The organism is Ornithinibacillus bavariensis (assembly GCF_050433565.1).
GTDB classification, from domain to species: Bacteria; Bacillota; Bacilli; order Bacillales; family Amphibacillaceae; genus Ornithinibacillus; species Ornithinibacillus bavariensis.
In genome coordinates, this window is the sequence record NZ_JBNPWZ010000014.1 from 47,169 (window position 1) to 64,332 (window position 17,164).

Annotated in this window: 20 protein-coding genes; 14 read left to right on the forward strand and 6 right to left on the reverse strand. The window is 37.6% G+C overall.

Annotated features, from left to right (window positions below; genetic code table 11):
- Positions 1-195: 195 nt before the first annotated feature.
- From HNR27_RS16830 to rpsI, 6 genes are all read left to right on the forward strand, one after another.
- Positions 196-1,035 (forward strand): energy-coupling factor ABC transporter ATP-binding protein, encoded by an 840-nt coding sequence (locus HNR27_RS16830; RefSeq protein WP_429340557.1) that lies wholly within the window; start codon positions 196-198, stop codon positions 1,033-1,035.
- On the forward strand, positions 1,011-1,883 hold the full coding sequence (locus HNR27_RS16835) for an energy-coupling factor ABC transporter ATP-binding protein (RefSeq protein ID WP_429340558.1): 873 nt from the start codon (positions 1,011-1,013) through the stop codon (positions 1,881-1,883). Before HNR27_RS16830 ends, HNR27_RS16835 begins: the two co-directional genes overlap by 25 nt.
- Entirely contained in the window at positions 1,876-2,676 is an 801-nt protein-coding gene (locus tag HNR27_RS16840) for an energy-coupling factor transporter transmembrane component T family protein (RefSeq protein ID WP_212922211.1), read from the forward strand. Before HNR27_RS16835 ends, HNR27_RS16840 begins: the two co-directional genes overlap by 8 nt.
- Before the next feature lie 18 nt (positions 2,677-2,694).
- The gene (truA, locus tag HNR27_RS16845; protein ID WP_212922210.1) at positions 2,695-3,435 is read left to right on the forward strand and encodes a tRNA pseudouridine(38-40) synthase TruA; all 741 of its coding nucleotides are present in this window, start codon (positions 2,695-2,697) and stop codon (positions 3,433-3,435) included.
- A 272-nt stretch (positions 3,436-3,707) separates the two neighbouring features.
- Positions 3,708-4,145: a 50S ribosomal protein L13 gene (gene rplM, locus HNR27_RS16850; protein WP_212922209.1), complete on the forward strand. Its 438-nt coding sequence runs from the start codon at positions 3,708-3,710 to the stop codon at positions 4,143-4,145.
- 18 nt (positions 4,146-4,163) lie between these two features.
- Positions 4,164-4,556 (forward strand): 30S ribosomal protein S9, encoded by a 393-nt coding sequence (gene rpsI / locus HNR27_RS16855; RefSeq protein WP_212922208.1) that lies wholly within the window; start codon positions 4,164-4,166, stop codon positions 4,554-4,556.
- Between the two features lie 439 nt (positions 4,557-4,995).
- Here rpsI and HNR27_RS16860 read toward each other — a convergent pair whose 3' ends face one another.
- From HNR27_RS16860 to HNR27_RS16875, 4 genes are all read right to left on the reverse strand, one after another.
- On the reverse strand, positions 4,996-5,361 hold the full coding sequence (locus tag HNR27_RS16860; protein ID WP_212922207.1) for an SRPBCC domain-containing protein: 366 nt from the start codon (positions 5,359-5,361) through the stop codon (positions 4,996-4,998).
- 384 nt (positions 5,362-5,745) lie between these two features.
- The gene (locus HNR27_RS16865; RefSeq protein WP_212922206.1) at positions 5,746-6,663 is read right to left on the reverse strand and encodes an NAD(P)H-binding protein; all 918 of its coding nucleotides are present in this window, start codon (positions 6,661-6,663) and stop codon (positions 5,746-5,748) included.
- A gap of 826 nt (positions 6,664-7,489) precedes the next feature.
- Complete coding sequence (locus HNR27_RS16870) at positions 7,490-8,095, reverse strand: hypothetical protein (protein ID WP_429340559.1); 606 nt, start codon at positions 8,093-8,095, stop codon at positions 7,490-7,492.
- 138 nt (positions 8,096-8,233) lie between these two features.
- Positions 8,234-8,836, reverse strand: a complete 603-nt coding sequence (locus HNR27_RS16875) for a TetR/AcrR family transcriptional regulator (RefSeq protein WP_429340560.1) — start codon at positions 8,834-8,836, stop codon at positions 8,234-8,236.
- Between the two features lie 179 nt (positions 8,837-9,015).
- On the opposite strand from HNR27_RS16875, the gene HNR27_RS16880 reads away from it, so the two are divergent.
- The 6 genes from HNR27_RS16880 to HNR27_RS16905 all read left to right on the forward strand — a co-directional run bounded on the left by HNR27_RS16880 (position 9,016) and on the right by HNR27_RS16905 (position 14,137).
- Positions 9,016-9,567, forward strand: coding sequence for a hypothetical protein (locus HNR27_RS16880; protein WP_429340561.1), 552 nt, complete (start codon positions 9,016-9,018; stop codon positions 9,565-9,567).
- Positions 9,568-9,830: 263 nt separating this feature from the next.
- Entirely contained in the window at positions 9,831-10,055 is a 225-nt protein-coding gene (locus tag HNR27_RS16885) for a hypothetical protein (RefSeq protein WP_212922203.1), read from the forward strand.
- Positions 10,056-10,223: 168 nt separating this feature from the next.
- Complete coding sequence (locus HNR27_RS16890; RefSeq protein ID WP_212922202.1) at positions 10,224-10,898, forward strand: hypothetical protein; 675 nt, start codon at positions 10,224-10,226, stop codon at positions 10,896-10,898.
- Positions 10,898-12,130, forward strand: coding sequence for an efflux RND transporter periplasmic adaptor subunit (locus HNR27_RS16895; RefSeq protein ID WP_429340562.1), 1,233 nt, complete (start codon positions 10,898-10,900; stop codon positions 12,128-12,130). The genes HNR27_RS16890 and HNR27_RS16895 overlap by 1 nt, the downstream gene beginning before the upstream one ends.
- A 113-nt stretch (positions 12,131-12,243) precedes the next feature.
- Positions 12,244-12,969, forward strand: a complete 726-nt coding sequence (gene cwlD, locus HNR27_RS16900; protein WP_212922200.1) for an N-acetylmuramoyl-L-alanine amidase CwlD — start codon at positions 12,244-12,246, stop codon at positions 12,967-12,969.
- Positions 12,970-13,078: 109 nt separating this feature from the next.
- A complete protein-coding gene (locus tag HNR27_RS16905) occupies positions 13,079-14,137 on the forward strand; it encodes an Mrp/NBP35 family ATP-binding protein (protein WP_212922199.1) in 1,059 nt (352 codons plus the stop codon).
- Between the two features lie 68 nt (positions 14,138-14,205).
- Here HNR27_RS16905 and gerD read toward each other — a convergent pair whose 3' ends face one another.
- On the reverse strand, positions 14,206-14,871 hold the full coding sequence (gene gerD / locus HNR27_RS16910; protein WP_429340563.1) for a spore germination lipoprotein GerD: 666 nt from the start codon (positions 14,869-14,871) through the stop codon (positions 14,206-14,208).
- A 130-nt stretch (positions 14,872-15,001) separates the two neighbouring features.
- Here gerD and HNR27_RS16915 point away from each other — a divergent pair, with 130 nt between their 5' ends.
- Positions 15,002-15,625, forward strand: coding sequence for a KinB-signaling pathway activation protein (locus tag HNR27_RS16915; RefSeq protein WP_429340564.1), 624 nt, complete (start codon positions 15,002-15,004; stop codon positions 15,623-15,625).
- Between the two features lie 56 nt (positions 15,626-15,681).
- Here HNR27_RS16915 and pdaB read toward each other — a convergent pair whose 3' ends face one another.
- Positions 15,682-16,440 carry a polysaccharide deacetylase family sporulation protein PdaB gene (pdaB, locus tag HNR27_RS16920; protein ID WP_212922196.1) on the reverse strand — a complete coding sequence of 253 codons (759 nt, stop codon included), beginning with the start codon at positions 16,438-16,440 and terminating at the stop codon, positions 15,682-15,684.
- Between the two features lie 177 nt (positions 16,441-16,617).
- On the opposite strand from pdaB, the gene HNR27_RS16925 reads away from it, so the two are divergent.
- Positions 16,618-16,839, forward strand: coding sequence for a hypothetical protein (locus HNR27_RS16925; protein WP_212922195.1), 222 nt, complete (start codon positions 16,618-16,620; stop codon positions 16,837-16,839).
- Positions 16,840-17,164 lie beyond the last annotated feature (325 nt).

Here is a 17,164-nt window from a genome sequence, read left to right on the forward strand (position 1 = left end):
CCCTTTTTTTGTATATGGAAAGTGAATAGGGTTTGTAATGGAAAGACATATAAATGCATTATCTATATACAGCTACACGTCTGTAGATAATGCGCCGAACCCATCTAGCGGTGCTGGGTATTTAACATAATTCAAAATTAATAGTACAATACATAACGTAAAGTAAAAAACCAAGGCAGGTAGAGGAGGATTATGATGAGAGAGCGTTTTATAGAGTTTAGAAATGTATCGTTTCGATACGGAGATGAGCAGCCTTGGGTGTTGGACGATGTTTCGTTCACCATATATAAAGATGAGTGGGTAGCCATAATTGGCCATAATGGCTCTGGAAAATCCACTATTGCTAAATTAATGAATGGATTATTATTCCCGCAAAAGGGAGAAATAATTATTAATGGAATTCCAGTGAATGAACAGACCGTATGGGATGTTCGCAAACAGGTCGGCATGGTGTTTCAAAACCCGGATAACCAATTTGTCGGCACAACCGTACAGGACGACGTAGCCTTTGGTATGGAGAATCGAGGGTTCGCCCGAGAAGAAATGGTGAACAGTATCAATGAGGTACTTCAAGCTGTTCGGATGGACGAATATCTTTTAACAGAGCCACATCGTTTATCTGGTGGGCAAAAGCAGCGCGTAGCGATAGCAAGTGTATTAGCGATAAATCCAGAAGTATTAATTTTAGATGAAGCGACTGCAATGCTTGATCCAAAGGGTAGAAAAGAAATCATGCGAACTGTTTCAGAAATACAAGAAAAAAATGAGATTTCACTTATTACGATAACCCATGACTTAGAGGAAGTTGTACAAGCTGAAAGAGTTATCGTTATGAATAGTGGTAAGGTTTGGGCTGAAGCAACACCAAGGGATATTTTTAAGCAAAAGGATGACTTACGAAAGATAGGACTGGACGTACCGTTTGTTGCTGTATTAGCAGATGAATTAAAACAACTAGACATCATGATTAAAAATGAACCGTTGAATCATGATGAACTATTGGAGGAACTATGGACATTACATTCAAAGATGTAAGCTATATCTATCAAGCTAATTCACCTTTTGCTCATAAAGCGTTGGATCACTTATCTTTCCATATCCCTGCAGGTTCTTTTGTTGCAATTATTGGCCATACTGGTTCCGGTAAGTCTACACTAATACAACACTTAAATGGGCTACTAACCCCTACTGAGGGTGAGGTACAAATTGGCGATTATCAGATTACATCAGATAAAAAGCCAGAGAACCTGAAGGAACTACGCAGTAAGGTCGGCGTAGTATTCCAGTACCCAGAACATCAGTTATTTGATGAAACCGTTCGAAAAGATATTGCCTTCGGTCCCAAAAATTTTGGAGTTTCAGAGGAAGAAATTGAAAGAAGAATATTGGAGATAGCACCTGCTGTTGGAATAGATGAGTCTTTGTTAGAGCGTTCTCCATTTGATCTTAGTGGCGGACAGATGAGAAGGGTAGCAATTGCCGGTGTTCTGGCTGTAAAGCCGAATATTCTTGTGTTAGATGAGCCGACTGCAGGTTTAGATCCAAGAGGCCAATCAGATATTATGAATATGTTTTATGAACTACATCAAAGAGAAAATCTAACAACCATACTAGTTACCCATAGTATGGAGGATGCGGTTAAATATGCAGACCATGTAATGATTATGAACAAAGGAACAAAATACATGGAGGGTATTCCAGAAGAGGTTTTTGCGCAGCAGGAAGCATTAAATAAGGTACAGCTAGATGTACCGGAAGTCATTCAATTCCTAAATGCGTTTAACGCACGTTTCGGCGTGGATATTCCTTTTAGAAGACAAAGTGTTGCTGAGCTGGCTTCTGAGATTCAGCACGCCTTGAAGGGGGCTGAATCGATTGAATAACGCAATTGTGATTGGTCAATATGTCCCTGGAAATTCCCTTATTCATCGATTAGATCCACGAATGAAAATTACAATAATATTTTTCTTTGTCATCGTTGTTTTCTTTGCGAACAATATTATCAGCTATAGTATATTAACGATATTTGCTATTTTAACAACTTTATCTACGAGAATATCATTACGTTTTATTTTAAAGGGACTCACACCTGTTTGGTTTTTAATTGCATTCACCTTTATTTTGCATTTAATTGTAACGAAGGAAGGTACCGTATTATTCGATGTTTTTGGATATAAGGTTTATTCAGGAGCGTTAATACAGGGATTTGCAATCTCATTACGGTTTTTTCTATTAATTTTAATTACCTCTCTATTAACCTTAACGACGACACCAATAGAAATTACCGATGCAGTAGAGGACTTACTCCATCCCTTGAAAAAAATAAAGTTTCCAGTACATGAGCTTGCATTAATGATGTCCATTTCACTACGGTTTATACCAACCTTGTTACAGGAAACAGATAAAATATCGAAAGCACAAGCATCTCGAGGAGTAGACTTTCGCACAGGCCCAATCAAGGAACGCTTACATGCCATAGTTCCATTACTCGTTCCGCTGTTTGTCAGTGCATTTAAACGAGCGGAAGAGCTAGCAATGGCAATGGAGGCAAGAGGCTATCAAGGCGGAGAGGGGCGAACAAGGCTGAGACAATTAAAAATCAAAGGCTTAGATATTCTAGTTTTTCTCTTCTTTTTAGCTGTAGTGGCTGCACTATTCTGGACAAGAAATTACTAATTTGGGAGGGCTGGAAAGGTGCCAAAAATAAAATGTATACTTCAATATGATGGTTCGAACTTCTTTGGCTATCAAGTCCAGCCTGAAAAAAGAACGGTACAAGGAGAGCTAGAAAAAGCCCTAGAAAGGATTCACAAGGGTGAAAAAATTCGTGTGCATGCCTCAGGAAGGACAGACACTGGAGTACATGCTAAAGGACAGACCATTCATTTTGAAACGAAGCTTTATATCCCGGGAAATAGTTGGGGGCGAGCACTAAATTCTCTTTTACCGGAAGATTTACATGTGAAAGCTTCTGAGGAAGTACCAGAGAGCTTTCACGCTAGATATGATGTTTTAGAGAAGGAATATCGTTATTTTATCTTAAATAGAAAAGAACCCGATATTTTTGCTCGAAATTACTCCTATCATTTTCCCTATAAAATTAATATAGAGGCCATACAGGAGGCATGTCGATATTTAGAGGGGACACATGATTTTACTACCTTCTCTTCAGCTCGAGCGACAGTTAAGGGAGATAAGGTTCGAACTTTGTTTGAAGTATCTTGTCAGAAGAATGGGGACCAGATTGAATTCCATTTTAGAGGAAGCGGATTTTTATATAATATGGTTCGTATTTTAGTAGGGACGTTATTAGAGGTTGGACAAGGCAAGATAGATCCAATAAATATAAGAGAAATGCTAGAAAAGAAGGATAGAAGGCTTGCAGGCAAAACAGCACCAGCTCAAGGGTTGTTTCTATGGAAAGTAGTATATTAATGCTAAGTACTATTCGACATTTCCTGGGAAATATCAACAGTTTTCTTTCCTAGTTAAAATAGTATATAATAGTCTTTATAGATTCTCACTTTAAAAGCATAAAAAAGTTTGCCAAACCCTTGACAAAATACCATTATTTGATATATTATGGTCTATGGCATTTTATTTCTAAAAACCGCGATTAGCCCCGGAACTAATTGTGTTGAAAATAAAGAAATAACGAAACTTACAATTAAAAAATTATTGAATGAATATTTGGAGGGAAACCAATCATGCGCACAACTTTCATGGCGAATGAAAACAATATCGAACGCAAATGGCTTGTTGTGGATGCAGAAGGCCAACGTCTTGGTCGTCTAGCAAGTGAAGTTGCTGCAATCCTTCGCGGAAAGCATAAGCCAACTTACACTCCACATGCTGACACTGGTGATTATGTAATCATCATTAACGCTGACAAAATTGAACTTACTGGAAATAAACTAAGTGACAAAATGTACTACCGTCACTCTGGACATCCAGGTGGATTAAAATCTCGTACTGCTGATGAAATGCGTACTAAATACCCTGAGCAAATGCTTGAGATTGCTATCAAAGGCATGCTTCCAAAAGGATCTTTAGGCCGTAAAATGGGTAAGAAATTGCACGTTTATAGAGGTGCTGAACATAACCATGCAGCACAAAAACCAGAAGTTTACGAACTTCGTGGATAATAAAAGGAGGTAAACAAATTGGCACAAGTACAATACTACGGCACTGGTCGTCGTAAAAGCTCAACAGCACGTGTACGCTTAGTACCCGGTACTGGTAACATTACAATCAATGGTCGTGAAGCAAAAGACTATTTCCCATATGAAACTCAATTATTAATCCTTAACCAACCACTACAAGCTACTGAAACTCAAGGAACTTATGATGTTCTAGTTAATGTTCATGGTGGTGGATTTACTGGTCAAGCTGGTGCAATCCGTCACGGTATCGCACGTGCTTTACTAGAAGCAGATCCTGGTTATCGTCCAGCACTTAAGAGTGCAGGATTCCTAACTCGTGATCCACGTATGAAAGAACGTAAGAAATACGGTCTTAAAGGCGCACGTCGTGCACCACAGTTCTCAAAACGTTAATAACCCTTGTTACTATTGGGTTTACTGCCTGTTTGGAAGTCAATTCCAAACAGGCTTTTTCATACAAAAAATAGATAGTGACTGGAATTTTTTTTAATTACATTCACTATCGTATCTTTTGGGAATCATTATTTGTTAATTTTGATAATCTGTAAGATGAGTACAGGTGTCCATAGTAGTTTATTCTTGCACGTCCTAATTCTTATTTGAATATCTTTCATTCGGGGCAAACTGCATAGAAGCATGTGTGTCTTAATCCATGAACGTTAATACACCCTTCACAGAAGGAGTCAGATTTTTAATAAAGTTGGAAGCCGAGGCAATGTGAGAAAGCTCGGCTTTTGTCTTTAATTTTAAAATTAGGTAATAGAGTCATTACAAATACCATCACTTCAACTATTGAGAGTCCAATGATTAGTTTAACAATAAGAGTTGGAATTTACACTTTATAACCGAAATCTAGCGGCTTACCGGTTTCTGCAATTGTTTTAATATTACTAAGTATCATCCACCAGAATTGGTCTGCCTTTTCAAATTGCGGATTATTATCTGTCCATTGATCATTTACTAGTTGTAATAGGGTACAGTTTCCAACTGTGTTCAACCTTATGGTCACTGTGCTTTCCAGTTCCGCGTGTCTATCATGATGTGAGGGGCCAGGGTGGTCGGTGTAACTCAACAATTTGTATTCCTCGAAAGCTAACAACCTACCGTAGATATGTACGGTTTGATCTCCTTCTACTCCAGGGCCAACAAACTCTATAGCATCGCCCACCTGCATACTTGATCGGATGACCCCTCCCATAAAAGCGTGAAACGATTTCTCTGGATTAACTAACAACAGGATAAACTGATTTGTTATACCTGTCAGGGTTGTGGGCTATCCCTCTGGCTATCCCTCTCAAAGTGATTCCATTTACTTCAATAGATACCGGGTATTCCATAATGAACAACCATCCTCCTTTTCTAAGCTCTTCTTAAAGTAAAGAAGTTAAGATACGTGTACATAAAGAAACTTGGATCTACGTCTAGATTCTGGATAAAAAAGATTAAGTGTTTTCTGCGCAACAACCATTCATGGAGAAATAAACCCGTGGATGTTACGCTCAAAAAAAGTTTGATTATTCTAGGGGATGTTTTGTTGAACATTAGTTACCCGATAGCTTATTAAAAAAGAGGATATCCAAGATTAAGGTTTGAATTTATTTGCGTGTTCTGCCACCCACTGAGCATATGTACGGACAGGTCTTCCGATAATTTGTTCAACTGAGGGCTGCTGCTCAACTGTCCATTGGATATACTTATCAGGATGCTTGCCGTATTCTTCTAGCGCATAAAGTGTTACTTCAATCGTTTCGTCAGGCCAGCCTTGGGTTCGCCAATGTTTACGAGCTTGATCTGGTGTCAACTCTTCTGTAAGTATCTCGCGCCCAATAGCTTTGCTAATTAAATGTACGCGCTCCATTGTACTAATTGGCACGTTTACTGCTTCCAGTATTTTGCCGAGATATTTATCTTCAAGTAAGGCTGCGGAGGCAACTGCAGCAAGGTCGTCCTCATGAATAAATGGATAGTAGCCAGTATTGATGTATGGCTCGCGGACGATTCCTTCATTCTTAATAGACTCCTGCCAACCAGACCCTGTTGCAGGGTAACTACCTTCAAACATTCCCCCCATCACAGCTGATGGCCGGATATGTGTCCATTCCATACCCGATTGCTCTACGGCCTTCTCAATAGCCAACCAAAACCATGTTTCAGGTGGGTAGTTGATTTCATATTCAGGACCATGCGATGAGAGTACGACAAAGCGCTGTACATTTGCCCTTTTTGCCAATACTAGGTTCTCCTTTATTGTCTTTGCGTTCGCACCTGCTAAGAATACTCGTTCTATGTCTAGAAACACCTCGTGCCTCTCTACGGGGAGGGCAATGTTTCCATTGACAATCTGAACACCTTCTGGCCAATTATGCACTTGCTGCCCTTCGGCAAGAATGCGTACCTTCTTACCAGCCTTAAGCAGTTGATTTACAAGACAACGCCCTACTAGTTCGGTGGGACTCGTGCCTTCACCTTTGTTTGGCGGCACGACGGTGATTAATATCATAATAACTCTCCTTGTTTTAAGCCATTATCATCTGCTTTACCTCTGATCATAAGACTTAATGTTACCACATGGATTTTTTACCGCAAGCACTTAACCCTAAAACCGTTATGACTATTAATGAAATATAAATAAATTTACGCATTCATTATCCCTCTAATAACACTATTCCGTAACATGGCTCTATTATGAAATAGATTTACAAAAGTGTTTTTTAGGATATCCTTTATTGTATTTCAAATATTAAACGTTCTTAAAGTAATAGTATCAATCTTTATTATAAATTATCAAACTTTATTTCGAGTCTACAATGGGTACTTTTTCTAAATCACTTTTGTCACATAAGTTAATCTGGTATTATTGCACTTTTCTTTTGAACTTATCGTTGCAAATTTTCATTTGTCATCAAACAACAATCCTTGAAAGAGGATAAGGAATAAACAAAGCAGGATGACCCCAACTCCTAGAATTCTCAATTATTATTTCTTTAGTTTTGATAATACTGGCACCCCTAGTCTACTCCTTCCAATGAAACATTAAGCTTCTGCTAATAACTATTCGATAAACACGTTCAGTAACTAAAAATACCAAACCATAGACTAGTAGTAAAAAACTGATACATGCGAATGCACTAAATTACGATGACTAAAATATTGTCCAGAAAAGCAATTGTCCATAATTGCCTGACCATCGGTAATGCAACAAGCAGATGGCAAACGGCAACGATAAGGGGAGCAATAAATGCTGTCAGCAACATATAGTGGAATTTAATCCCCTTTCACTCATCCCTATTTTTCTAAGTATCTCAAAGCGTTTTCGATCATAGAAACTATCGGCTTTCCAGCCATTTCTTAAATTCATCAGGTGTATGTACATTATTGTCTAACACAGCATTATAAATATCGAAGCTTGTTACTCGCTTTCCATAATCGGGTCGTGTTGCCCAAACGGTTTTAATGCTTAAAATAGAGACAATCGCAGCCGGAGTTAGTTGTTCAGGTAGTGTGCGAATATGCTGCAAATCGGGCTGCTCTTCAGGCTTGTCTACAAACCAAATATCTAGTTCCCATTTCTTTCCGATATTGGACTGGTAAGTGATTCCTAGGAAGTAACCGTCTGGATAAGCTGGATCGGTGTTCCAATTACCCGTATCGTTGATGAATTTTAAATCACGAACTTGAGGATTGGACATCAATTGTGAAGCTATTCTGGAAACTGTAGCGATGTTCAATGTCGAACAAACAACCGTTATATCAAGATCTCTCCAAGCCATTAAGCCTAAAGCCGCACTCCCTACTTTTACTGGTGTACCAGCTTCTGCTAACAATTGATCAAGGCGCATCTCTTCAACAATTGCATCCGCTTCGGTTTGCAGCTGCAGTTGGCGGGCAAGTAGTTCTTCCTGTTTTATCATGGTAACACTCCCTTGTAGCATCCACTTTTTTCACGGTTAATAAATTGTGGATGTGTTTTCTTTATAATACGACGTTGTATAGATAATTATTTTCCTAAGTTAAAGAGACTTTCTCTCGTTACTACGAGGATCTAAGAACAGGAGTAGATCTTCTATCTTCTATTCCTGAAGCTGTGGCTGTCCAGCTACCCCATAAAAGAACAACTCCATCAATTGATCCATATTCTCGGTGGTCTGTTTTTGACTCGAGCCCTCCCATTTCCGGACTAGTTCATTCTGAAACAATGTAAAATAACGCATCATGATTTCTTCAGTTTGATCTTTTCGAATAAACCCCTCTTGTTTTCCAAGTGCGACATACTTCTTAAAAAAGGGCACGACCTTCTGCTCGTTATAACCGTCCATCATTTGTATCAGCCCTCTTAAATCAGCAGAAGGGAATTTCGGAAACTCATCTGCTAATATTTTTAAGTTATTCGCCTCCAACAGCATGATCTTTTTAGTCTTTTCAACAAAAGATAACTCCGAACTCAGGATATTCTCATATTGTTCCAGCTGCTTGTCCAGCCAGTTAATCAAGGAATCCGTATAAAGCTGTTCCTTTGTCCCGAAATAATTATATATGGTTGCAGGAGAAACATTTGCTTTATATGCAATCTCATTCACGCTAACCTTTTGAAAGCCATATTTGAAAAATAATTCAATTGAGGCACTGAATATCTGCTCTATTTTTTTCTGTTTCCGTCGTTCGTAACCATTCATATTAGTTCACCTCATATGTAGTTTAACTAAAGTTTTAGAGTGATTCAATATAAATAATACAAAATATATTGATTAATGAATTTTATATCGATATAATGGTTTTAGAGTCAAATACTATATTTAGTACATAACTTTATACTAATCAAGTGTTATCTAATTGATGATGGGAGTGGCGTGAAATGAGACAGTTTCGGATTCCTTCTTTCTTGCAGGATGTGTTTGGTGAAAAACAGTCTGTTCCATCCGTTTTAACAATATTGCTTTTCGGTGGTATACTGACCGCTGCGTTATATTACCGATTCCCTGAAATGGTTTCCGATTTGCCAATGTGGCGCAGTGTTCTAGCATTATTATTGATTTTCGATGTTTTTGCTGGTGTTATTGCGAATTTTACAGCATCAACTAGTAATTTCTATGCAGCGAGGAAAAAAAATCGAATCGTATTCCTCGCCATCCACGTCCATATCGTGCTTATTGCCCTTCTTCTCCATACCAATATTGTTTATTCCTTAGGAGTATGGGCATATACGATAATTGGGGCGTTTATAGTAAACGCCCTTATTGGGAAGCGTGTACAATTATTTGTAGCTGGCTTACTTGTGTCTGTTGGTTTTGGGGTCATGCCAATGCTACCAGGAATAACGCCATATATGTTAATCGTGGGGTTACTGTTTTTGATGAAAGTATTGTTTAGCTTCTCTGTCGATCATTACGGGAAATACCGAACATAATATTAAAATTAAGTATGAATACTACGCCTTAAAGTGATATTTTAAGAGCATTACCTAGAAGAGAATGGGGTTTGTAGATTTAGTGCTGTTAGTAAGGTAATCATTTATCTTTTATACGGAAGAAAATCCTTTAGTTATTAATATAGCGTAAACTGCATAGAATTCTATAAAAGATAAAAATTGAGTACACACGTAGAATATTATCTTTTCCCCTATAATCTTCATAGTTAATTACGATCAATTAATTAAAGGCGGTGCAATTAATGAATCGTTATCGTAAGCCAATAATTGGCGCACTTGTTGGAGGCACGACGGCTGGCGGCTGGTTGATTGTTGACTTAATACTTCCAGAGCCGATTGGAGACTACTTATTGTTTGGATTAATGGGAATCGTTAATGCTGGTGTAGGCTGGCAGGTTGCTAAGATGACAGATAAACGGCAAGTAAAGTCAGAACCACTTAAACAGCTAACTACAGACGCAAACTAAATGTGTCAGAAACCGCATTTTATGTCGAATAGAATGCGGTTTCTGGCATTTTTATGTCGATATTACCAATATTATTTCGAAAAGATTGAAAATAATAGAAATTTGTTCGACCGTGGGTTAAAATGGAAAAAATGGTCCCTATAAAATTTAAGGGAAATGGGTGAAGTCATGACATATACAATACAATTATTTAAACTATTGTTTGCTGTTGATGATCATATTTTTCGAATTGGAAAAGCAGAAGTTGTAAAAATTCCTTGGAGAACAATCTTCATCTTAAGCCTTTTTGGCATAATCGTTTATGCTGTGATGGGAGCGTTTGGCATTGGTACATCTCCTATATCATCTAGTGTGTCGCTTGTTAATCCAGCTGAATTTGAATTGCGAAAGCTGTGGTTTGTATTTGGACGAGTACTATACGCTGTCTCCTTTGTTTTATTTATCTTATTTATTCCACCATTAATATTCTATACCGTCACAAAAATTCCTTTTAAAAAATTACTCGTCATGCAGGTTGTTGTGCTCTTCGTCCTGCTCTTAGAAAGAATTGTATGGATACCGATCCATATTTTGATCGGATTAGATTGGTTTGTATCCCCATTTTCGTTCGGCATTATTGCTTCCTACGTAACAGACCAAAACTTTATTATTTATTTTTTTGGTTCTATTACTCTCTTTCAGATTTGGATAATGGTTTTTCAGGTAAAGCTATTAACTAGACTTTCCGGAATACATAAGGGATGGATTTATAGTTTAGTAATCTTATTTCATATAGCAATTTGGACCGTAACAGCTGTACTAGCATTTACAGACATTCTTATCATTAATAGGTGGTTTGGCTAATGCGAAGAAATCAAAAATTAATTATACGCTTGATGGTACTAGTATTTATTATTGTCAACTTAGTTCTTGTAAGTGTAGATGATGATGGAAAAGTAATGCGAAGTGTTTATGTATCGGATTGGAACAAGGTTTACCAAACTAATTTGTATGAGACCGTAGAAGCAAAAGGTGTGGTCACTTATTCAAGAGAAGACTATGTCTATTTTGACAAAAGTATTGGCAGCTTTGATACGTTTTTAGTTGAAGAGGGTAGTGAAGTTGCAAAAGGTGACCCATTGTTCGCATACCGTATACGTGATTATGAAGAAACAGAAGCTTTACTTACGTATGAGTTGTCTAAAATAGAAGGTGAAGTCTCAGCAATTGAGGATGCAATAGCTGAAATGGTTGCCTACCAGATCCCCAAACCATCTGTTCCTGTTATGAATGACAAGGAAACAGAGAATACAACCGTTGTTATTACACAACCGGATCCTATTGAATTAGAAGTAATGAAGGAACAATTTCTCATCCAAAAGGAACAGGAATTGGCCGCTAAGAATGAACAGAAAAAAGCTGTAGAGGAACGGCTTAAAGATTTACAGGATGGCGGGGACACGGTAACTATCGCAAGTCCAATTCATGGAAAGGTAAAAGAAATTAACCCTTCGTTGAATGATCCTATTATGGTTATTGAAAGTACGGAACTACAGGTAAGTGGGGAAGTAAATGAAAGAGACCGTGTAAAGGTCGAAGAGGGACAGAAAGTTAAGATTTCCCTCTTAGAAAGTGGACAAGCCCTACAAGGAACGGTAACGAGTGTCAGTGAGGCGCCACAGGAGGTAAGTATCGATACCAAAAGTATGTACCCTTTTGAGATCACCTTCAATGAAGAAGAGACATTGGACAGTATAAATCCAGGCTATCATACAAAGCTAACAATCACAGTAAAAGAGGCGCTTAATACCCCGACGATTGATAAAGGAATTGTTCAACAAAATGAAGTTTGGCGATTAAATGAAAAAGGAATAGTGGAAAAGGTAAACATTCAAACTGGTATCCAAATGGGTAAGGAACTGGAGGTCATTAGTGGACTGGCTGTGGGTAATGTTCTATCAACTGAAACATTGCCATCATCCTACGAGAGTATGCCATTTATCACCCCATTAAAACTTCAACAAACACCTTGGAAAGAGGTAGGAGAATTTAAAGATTGGAAGAAATATATGCTCATAGGGATGTTAGTGCGATGATTTTGTTGAGAGTAGATATGTAAATACTACTCTCTTTTTTAACGCTTTATTCAAGCATAAACCGTACACTTGTCCCATAAAATAGGGAGAGGACAAGTAAAGGGGCGTATGCGATGAAGGGGTTTATAAAATTTGCACTATGGGTAGTAGGTTTTGTTTTGTTAATTATGCTTATTAAACTTCCACTTGAGGAAGCTTCTGTTCAAACGGTAGGATTTTCGTTACCATTGTCGGAGAAAATTATTGTTCTAGATCCTGGTCATGGGGGACCGGATGGAGGGGCGGTTGGTAGTGATAAGACAGTTGAAAAAGATATTGCGTTAGCTGTTTCAATAAAAATTAAGGAATATTTACAACAAGCAGGTGCAACGGTGTACCTAACAAGAGAGACGGATACAGACTTGGCAGATGAGAGTACTAAGGGGATCTCTAGGCGGAAATCAGAGGATATTCGTAATAGGATGGAATTTATCAATTCAAAGGAAGCGGATTTTTTTGTAACGATTCACTTGAATGCAATACCATCGACAAAATGGCGTGGGGCACAAACATTTTATTTTCCTAAATCAGATGAAGGTAAGCATTTAGCAAAAATGATTCAAGCCGAGATTACTCGTAATATGGAAAATACAAATAGAAGTGCATTAGCAATTAATAACTTATATCTTTTAAAGAATGCAGAGATACCCGGGGCGCTAGTAGAAATAGGATTTCTATCAAATGTGGAGGAAAGAGAGCTGTTGAAGGATGAAAATTATCAAAAGCAAATGGCAGCAAGTATTTATGAAGGAATCCTCCGCTATGTGACAGAAGAACCAGAGGAAGAAAAAACAGAATAGGTTGAATGGTTCATCTTCCATGAATCATATCACTTAGATTTTTAGTGATTTATGATATACTAGCCTTGGACAACTATTACGTATCCAATGCCATAGGAAGGTGAAAAAGATGATAAGCAGAGAAGATGTTATTCAATTACTTAATCCTGTAAGAGATCCTTTTTTATATAAAACGCTTGAAGAAACAGAAGGTATTAAAGAGGTAACAATAAAGGAAGACAAGAAACATGTTAGTGTCAAAATTGCAATAGGTAAAACCAATACTGCAGAGCAAATGCAGCTACAACAAGAAATTGTTGGTATTTTAAAGCGTAACGGTGCTGTAACAGTTGGACTACGATTTGAAAAGCTTCCAGATGAGATAATTAAGAAATACCAGCCTGCAATTGAAAGCGCTAAAGAGCGTGCCTTGATGGGCGGAAATAAACAACCGCATTTCCTAGCTATTGCCAGTGGTAAAGGTGGAGTAGGAAAGTCAACGGTTACTGTAAATCTAGCTATGGCACTAATGAGATTAGGAAAAAAAGTTGGAATTATTGATGCGGATATTTATGGTTTCAGTGTTCCAGATATGATGGGTATTGAGGAAAGACCAATCGTCCGCGGTCAAAAGATTATTCCAGTTGAACGTTTTGGGGTTAAAGTTATCTCTATGGGCTTCTTTGTGGAAGATAATTCACCAATCATTTGGCGTGGTCCAATGCTTGGTAAGATGCTCAACAGCTTCTTTAAAGAAGTAGAGTGGGGAGACTTAGATTATCTATTATTAGACTTGCCACCTGGAACCGGTGATATTGCAATGGATGTTCATGAATTATTACCTTCTTGTAAAGAAATCATTGTTACAACACCACACCCAACGGCAGCGTTTGTAGCGGCTAGAGCTGGGCAAATGGCGTTAAAAACAAAACATGAAATACTAGGCGTTGTAGAAAACATGGCCTATTATAAGAGTGAAAAAACCGGTGAAAAAGAGTATGTCTTTGGACAAGGTGGAGGCAAAAAGCTGGCAGAAGTGCTACATACAAAGGTACTTGGACAGCTTCCAATCCAACAGCCATATGAAGAAGAAGATGTTTTTGCTCCATCTGTTTACCAGGAGGATCACCCAAATGGGAAAGAATATCATAAAATGGCAGCAAAAGTTATTGCACAAGTAGAAGAATAAGAAAGTAGGGTCAGTTTCCACTTCAAGGAAAGCTGACCCTATTTGTTGCTAGGATGGTATCGTGTGGCCTATTGACCGCCGCCACCACCGGAACCGCCGTCACCAGAACCACCACCACCACCTGGCCCACCGCTTGAACCACCGCCTTGGCCACTTTGTCCACCTGACTGGTTACCTTGGTTTTGATTACCTTGTTCTTCTGCGGCTTTAAGGAGGGCTTCCTGAACCTTGGCTAGGAATAATGGAGATTCCAATGTTTGCCGAATCGTATCTTCAAGATGCTTACGAAACTGTTGGCTTTTTAACACCTGAAGTACCTGATCTTCCATTTCAGGATTTTTTAATAAATCCATCATCTGTTTTTGATACTCGGAGTCATTCATTAAACTTTTCATTAAGTTTTTTTGATCTTCTTCCACGGATTTATAATATGTCTCAACAAATTTAGGATCCTCAAAGAGCTTTTTCCACATATCTTTGCTCTTTTCAGAATTTAATGTTTCATCAATAGCGCTTTTAACTGTGGAAGAATCGATTACAAGCTTCTCTTGCATTTTTTCGTCTGCTAAAATTTCTCTCAGAGCCTTCTTACCATCTTCTGTTTGAAGTATATCAACAACCATTTTTTTTGTTGCATCATAGTCTGTATCTTTAATGGCTGCTTCACCGCCACTACATGCACTTATCATTAAGAGTAGGATACTGAAAATTAACAAGAATTGTACACGACGCATACAAATCCTCCTTCCACTTATCCTTTAATTTGAGTAAGATGAGTAAAAATATGCACATAGGATAGGAAAAAAGATAAGGTTCATGTTACAATACGTCTTAGATATAGCTATAATTCAGGAGGATTTATCATTGAATAGTCGTAAAGTAGTTAACTTGTTTTTGAAAACCCTCGCAATTGGAGGGCTTGTTGGGCTTATTACCAGCTTTTTTGTTAATGTGGAGGGTGTTTATACCGATAATCTTCAGCCCTTTAACTTTTTAGGCCTCATCGGTGTTATGCTATTTTTTATTGGACATGGTTTATTATATAGTGCTGTAAGCCAGACTGGCTTCTTTGCTTATCTTTACGTTAATCGATTAGGGTTAAGTATATTTCGCTCTTTTTGGCCGACCGTACAGTTTGTATTAATCGCTTTTATCACCTTTGATTTAATTTATTTCCCTTATAAGGCGTCAGATGGAGAGGTTTCTCTTATTTGGTTTATTCTAATGGCGGCAGGCCTCTTATTATACGGGTATATCATTGCTAAAATAAAAGCAAAAGAAACGAAAAAGCATGCTTTTATTCCTGCATTCTTTTTCATGGTCGTGTTCACAGTCGTTGAATGGGTACCTGCACTAAGAATTGGCTTAATAGGTGTAGATTTTTCTATTATCATGGTTATTACGTTACTTGCTTGTAATACCTATCAGTTACTTGTATTGCACCGTTTAAATCAAGCGGATGGAACTCCGAGAAAAGGAAAAAAATAATGGCAAAGGATGTCTCATTTGTACTCATTAAAGAGTATTATCTGAGACATCCTTTTTTAATCCACAATTTTTGACTTGGCATGTGCTTGATTCATTAGTTCGGATACAGTAACAAAGTTAAACCCTTTATTTTTTAGCCCTGGGAGGATAGTTTTCAATGATTCAGCTGTTTGCTTAGCAGAGTCTGACGCATGTAACAAAATAATATCGCCATTTTTAGTTTGGGACATGACTTGATCCACAATTATTTGTGTTCCTGGGTTCTGCCAATCATTCGGATTTACATTCCAGTGAATCACTTTATTGCCTAATCCCTCTGCAAGCTCAATAACTTCATCATTAAAATGACCGTGTGGGGCTCTTACTAATTCCATGTTATTGTAGCCTAATTTTCCAAAAACCGCCTTGGCATATTGTAAATCCTTTCGAACCTGGTTAATTTCTTGATCTAGATAGCTCTTATATCGATAGCCCAGCATTCCAATCTCATGCTTACCTTCCGTTATTTTTTTTAGTATATCTGGATGCTTTTCGGCCCATTCCCCGCTCACAAAAAAAGTAGCCTTAACTTGATGGTTTTCGAGTTGCTTAAGAATGTCATATACCTTTTCTTCTCCCCAGCTAATATTAAATGTAAGGGAAATATTCGGTTCATTAGAATTCCCTTTCGTTAGTGCTACAGGCTTGTCCGATGAGAAAATTGATAAAGAGCCATTATTTTCAAACCAAAGAAACCCGGCAGTGAAAAATGCAAGTACAATAATTAGTGTCCACCTTTTTAAGCGGCTGAAACGAATTACATAAAAATGATTCACTTTTCCCCCTCCTACTTAAGACAAGTCATTCCTTACATTTTATGAATGGAATGATAAATTATGAACAAGTGGAGCTTTTTTTGATTAATGGGGTTAGAAGAACCTGCATAAATTATCCAAAAATGTGAACGATATAGACTACTGGCTATTTATAGCTGATTCATTAGAGGTGATATTATGCTAGGTTTAATGATTAATGATATGGAGAAAAGAGAATTAGAATACTTAATTAAAAGAGAGTTAGATGAAATCATATTTGATTTAGATGATCATCGAATTGATCATTTAGTAAAGAATGCTATGCGTGATAGATATAAGACCTTATTTCAGCTATTACGAAGAGTTTCCACCGATAAAGAATGCCTGCGATACATACCAAAACGAACAAAAAATGAATGAACTACTAGTTAGCAACGGGAAAGAGTTACTCTGATTTGAATGCAAAAATTTCAGAAGAGACTTTTTTTAAAAAGACCGTTGATTTTATTCTGGAGCTATGATATATTAATTTCTGTTGTCAGTTATGAAACATCAAAAAAACTTAAATAAAAGTTTTAAAAAAGATGTTGACATTTAGTGGTAGACATGTTAAATTATATCTTGTCGCTAAAAACGACACATTGAAATAATTGCTCCTTGAAAACTGAACAAAACAACCAGTATGTAAGGAAAAAACATACCCTGTTTTTTCTATTAATAATCTAAAAGCTAGCGTGCTTTTAGT